A 4,368-nucleotide genomic window follows, 5' to 3' on the forward strand; every position below is an offset into this window, starting at 1 on the left:
GCCCGCTCGGCGGCGTCCTCGGCGCGGGTGGCGAGGGTCTGGGAGACGAGGTCGGCGGCCTGGAACTGCTGGACGGCGCGCTCGGCGCGGTCGCCCAGGCGGTCGAGGGCCGAGGTCCGTGCGAGGAGGTCCTCGATGCCGTCCGAGGAGAGCATCGCGCCGAGGGTGTCCATCGACCCGCCCGACCGGTAGGCCTGCATCGCGATGGTGCCGAGGTGGGCGCGGGCGGCCTCGACCTCCTCCTGCGCGGCGGCGTGGCGTTCGGCGGCGTCGACGGCCTCCTGGGCCGCCGCGTCCCGCTCGACGGTGGCCTCGGTGTAGTTCTCCGCCGCGTCGGAGACCGCGGCCCAGGCGGAGTCGAGGTCGGCGGACCGCGTGGCGAGCTCGGTCTCGATCTGCGCGACCACGGAGGCGGTGGAGGCGACGGCGCTGCGCGCGTCGCGGACGTCCTCCTCGGAGGGGGCGCCAGGGTCGGCCGCAGCCGGCGTGACGGCCAGCCCGCCGGCCAGGACGACTGCGGCGACGAGCGCGACGCGCCGTCCCGTGGACCGGGCCCTGATCACCTGTGTCGTGTCCTCTCGACCTGCGCTGCGCCTGCGGCCCAGCGTGCTCCTGCCCCCGCGTGCTCCGCCGGACGGCACGGGCGACGCTACTCACCCCTGTCCCACAAGGGAACAGCAGTCACATGATTCACAGCGACCCCACCCGTCACATCAGGACATTTCACCTCGACGTGACCCGTTCGGCCCAACGCTCCCTGGTCGGCCGCAGCCGCTGTCCCAGATCCCGAGATGGCCGTATCACCGGAGCGTTCCGGGGACGTACTGTCCTGGCCATGACCTGCCGAATGTGCCGCTGACCCTGCGCACGTTCGGTGGTGTGCCCGCACCCGGGCCCCGCTCCTCCCGCATCGCTGCGGACGAGGTCGCGGACCAGGGCTGACGGTCGCCGAACCCCACGTGCACACCTGTCCCCGACCCCTCGCGGTCCGGCCAGGGTCAGCACGCTGGCTCTGGTACCCCGCGGTCACCCCAGGAGCCCCGCATGAGCACCGCACCCCAGTGGTCCTTCGAGACCCGCCAGATCCACGCCGGCCAGACCCCCGACGAGACGACGGGCGCCCGCGCCCTGCCGATCTACCAGACCACCTCGTTCGTCTTCCCCGACGCCTCGGCCGCAGCCGACCGTTTCGCCCTCAAGGACCTCGGGCCGATCTACACCCGCATCGGCAACCCCACCCAGCAGGCCGTCGAGGATCGTCTGGCCTCCCTCGAGGGCGGGGTCGGCGCCCTGCTGCTGGCCTCGGGCCAGGCCGCCGAGACCTTCGCGATCCTCAACGTCGCCCAGGCCGGGGACCACGTCGTCGCGAGCCCGAGCCTGTACGGCGGCACCTACAACCTGCTGCACTACACGCTGCCCCGCCTGGGCATCACGACCACCTTCGTGACCGACCCCCACGACCCCCAGGCCTGGCGGGACGCGGTGCAGCCCAACACCAAGCTCTTCTTCGGCGAGACGATCCCCAACCCGCAGTCCGACGTGCTGGACATCGAGACGGTCGCGGGCATCGCCCACGAGGTCGGCGTCCCGCTCGTGGTCGACAACACGGTCGCCACGCCCTTCCTCATCCGCCCGATCGAGCACGGGGCCGACGTCGTCGTGCACTCGGCGACCAAGTACCTGGGAGGGCACGGCACGGCGATCGGCGGGGTGATCGTCGACGCGGGCACCTTCGACTTCACGCGCGACCCCGAGCGCTTCCCCGGGTTCAACACCCCCGACCCGAGCTACCACGGCCTGGTCTACGGACGGGACCTGGGGGCCGACGGGATCTTCGGCGTCAACCTCTCCTACGTGCTCAAGGCGCGGGTGCAGCTGCTGCGTGACCTGGGATCGGCGATCTCCCCGTTCAACGCCTTCCTCATCGCCCAGGGGATCGAGACCCTGTCCCTGCGCATGGAGCGGCACGTCGCCAACGCCCAGTCCGTGGCCGAGTGGCTCGAGGCCCGGGACGACGTCGAGCGGGTGCACTACGCCGGGCTGCCCTCGAGCCCGTGGCACGCCAACGCGCTCAAGTACGCCCCGCGCGGGGCCGGGGCCGTCGTGGCCTTCGAGCTCGCGGGCGGGGCCGAGGCGGGCCAGGCCTTCGTGGACGCCCTGGAGCTGCACTCCAACGTCGCCAACATCGGGGACGTGCGCTCGCTGGTGATCCACCCGGCGTCGACCACGCACAGCCAGCTCACCCCCGAGGAGCAGGCGGCCTCGGGGATCACCCCCGGGCTGGTGCGGCTCGCGGTGGGCATCGAGCACCTCGACGACATCCTGGCCGACCTCGACGCCGGGTTCCGAGCGGCCAAGGAGGCCTGATGACCGCGCCCTCGCGCCTCCTCATGGACACGCCGCGCCCCGGGCGGGACGGGGACGTAGGTTGGCACACCGTGCACACCGACTCCACGAGCCTGTCCCGGCCCGCCGCGGCGTGGTCGACCGGCGCCCCGGTGCCGGCCAGCGGGGCATGGCGCGAGGGCGACCCGGTCGGGGACCGGCACTTCGCCGACCTGGGGGCGTTCGACCTCGAGGCCGGCGGGCACCTCCCCGCGGTCCGGATGGCCTACGAGACCTGGGGCACCCTGTCCCCCACCGGCGACAACGCCGTGCTGGTGCTGCACGCGCTGACCGGCGACTCCCACCTGGCCGGACCTGCCGGACCGGGGCACGCCACCGCAGGCTGGTGGGACACCCTCGTGGGCCCCGGGCGTCCGATCGACACCGACCGGTGGTTCGTCGTCGCCCCCAACGTGCTGGGCGGCTGCCAGGGCACCACGGGCCCCGCGAGCACCGCACCCGACGGTCGCCCCTGGGGCGGCCGGTTCCCCTACGTGAGCGTCAGGGACCAGGTGCGCGCCGAGCTCGCCCTGACCGACGCCCTCGGCATCCCGTCCTGGGCGCTCGTGATCGGCGCGTCGATGGGCGGCATGCGGGTGCTCGAGTGGGGGGTGATGGCCCCCGAGCGGGTGCGCCGCATCGCGCCCATCGCGACCACCGCCCAGTCCACCGGGGACCAGATCGCGTGGGCCCACGCCCAGCTCGAGGCCATCCGCGGGGACGCCGCGTGGCGCGGGGGCGACTACTACGACGTCGGCGACGGCCAGGGGCCGCACGTCGGCCTGGGCATCGCGCGGCAGATCGCGCACACCACGTACCGCAGCGCCATCGAGCTCGACGAGCGCTTCGGCCAGCTGGCCCAGGGCGGCGAGGAACCGCTCGGGGGCGGCGGCCGGTACGCGGTGCAGTCCTACCTCGACCACCACGCGGGGAAGCTCGCCCGGCGCTTCGACGCCAACTCCTACCTGGCCCTCACCGAGGCGATCTGCTCGCACGACGTCGGCCGGGGCCGCGGCGGGGTCGAGGCCGCGCTGTCCCGCGTGACGGCCGAGGCCCTCGTGGTCGCGGTCGACACCGACCGCCTCTACCTGCCCTCGCAGTCCGAGCGCATGACAGCAGCCCTCCCCACGGCCTCGGCGCACCACGTGATCCGGTCGGACTTCGGCCACGACGGGTTCCTCATCGAGCACGACCAGGTCGGCTCCCTGGTGAGCGGGTTCCTGAGCTGAGGGGCGCGTGCCGTCCGGCCCGGACGTCGGACCGACTGCCGGACCTCGGTCGGGTGCTCCCGCTGCCGTGAGCGCCTACGGTGGCCCCATGGCCGCCGAGCACGAGGACACCGACCGACGTCGAGCACCGGAGGACACCGGTTCCGATGGCAGCGCCACGATGACCGCCGTCGTGGCCGCGCGCACCGACCCCGCGCACCCGCTCGAGGGCCTCGAGGTGCGCCAGGTGCCCCGACCCGAGCCGCGCGAGCACTGGACCACGGTCGACGTGCGGGCCGCGAGCCTCAACCACCACGACCTGTGGTCCCTGCGCGGGGTGGGGCTGCCACAGGACCGGCTGCCGATGGTGCTGGGCTGCGACGCCGCGGGCGTGACGCCCGACGGGCAGGAGGTCGTGGTGCACGGCGTGGTCGGGGGGACCGGGCACGGCGTCGGGCCGCAGGAGCGCCCGTCGATCCTCTCCGAGACCTACCCCGGCACGCTGGCCGAGCAGGTCGCCGTGCCGACCTGGAACCTGGTGCCCAAGCCCGCTGAGCTGAGCTTCGCCGAGGCCGCGTGCCTGCCCACCGCCTGGTTGACCGCCTACCGGATGCTCTTCACCAGCGCAGGCCTCGGCCCGGGGGACCGCGTGCTCGTCCAAGGCGCTGGCGGCGGTGTCGCGAGCGCGGCCACCGCCCTCGCGGCCGCGGCCGGGCTCGAGGTGGTCGTCACCAGCCGTGACCCCGCCAAGCGTGCCCGTGCCCTCGAGCTCGGC

At 74.1% G+C, this 4,368-nt stretch carries 3 protein-coding genes and 1 pseudogene; 3 read left to right on the forward strand and 1 reads right to left on the reverse strand.

What is annotated here, in order from left to right:
* Positions 1-563, reverse strand: a pseudogene (locus L0B03_RS14410) (glycoside hydrolase); the annotation flags it as partial.
* 481 nt (positions 564-1,044) lie between these two features.
* Between L0B03_RS14410 and L0B03_RS14415 the strand changes: the two are divergent.
* The 3 genes from L0B03_RS14415 to L0B03_RS14425 form a co-directional block, all read left to right on the forward strand.
* Positions 1,045-2,367: a bifunctional o-acetylhomoserine/o-acetylserine sulfhydrylase gene (locus L0B03_RS14415; RefSeq protein WP_250446981.1), complete on the forward strand. Its 1,323-nt coding sequence runs from the start codon at positions 1,045-1,047 to the stop codon at positions 2,365-2,367.
* A gap of 23 nt (positions 2,368-2,390) precedes the next feature.
* Complete coding sequence (locus L0B03_RS14420) at positions 2,391-3,614, forward strand: homoserine O-acetyltransferase (RefSeq protein ID WP_374204963.1); 1,224 nt, start codon at positions 2,391-2,393, stop codon at positions 3,612-3,614.
* Between the two features lie 160 nt (positions 3,615-3,774).
* On the forward strand, positions 3,775-4,368 hold a 594-nt coding region (locus L0B03_RS14425; RefSeq protein WP_374204964.1), incomplete at its 3' end, for a zinc-binding alcohol dehydrogenase family protein.

It is taken from the genome of Actinotalea sp. C106 (assembly GCF_023630195.1).
Taxonomy (GTDB): Bacteria; Actinomycetota; Actinomycetes; order Actinomycetales; family Cellulomonadaceae; genus Actinotalea.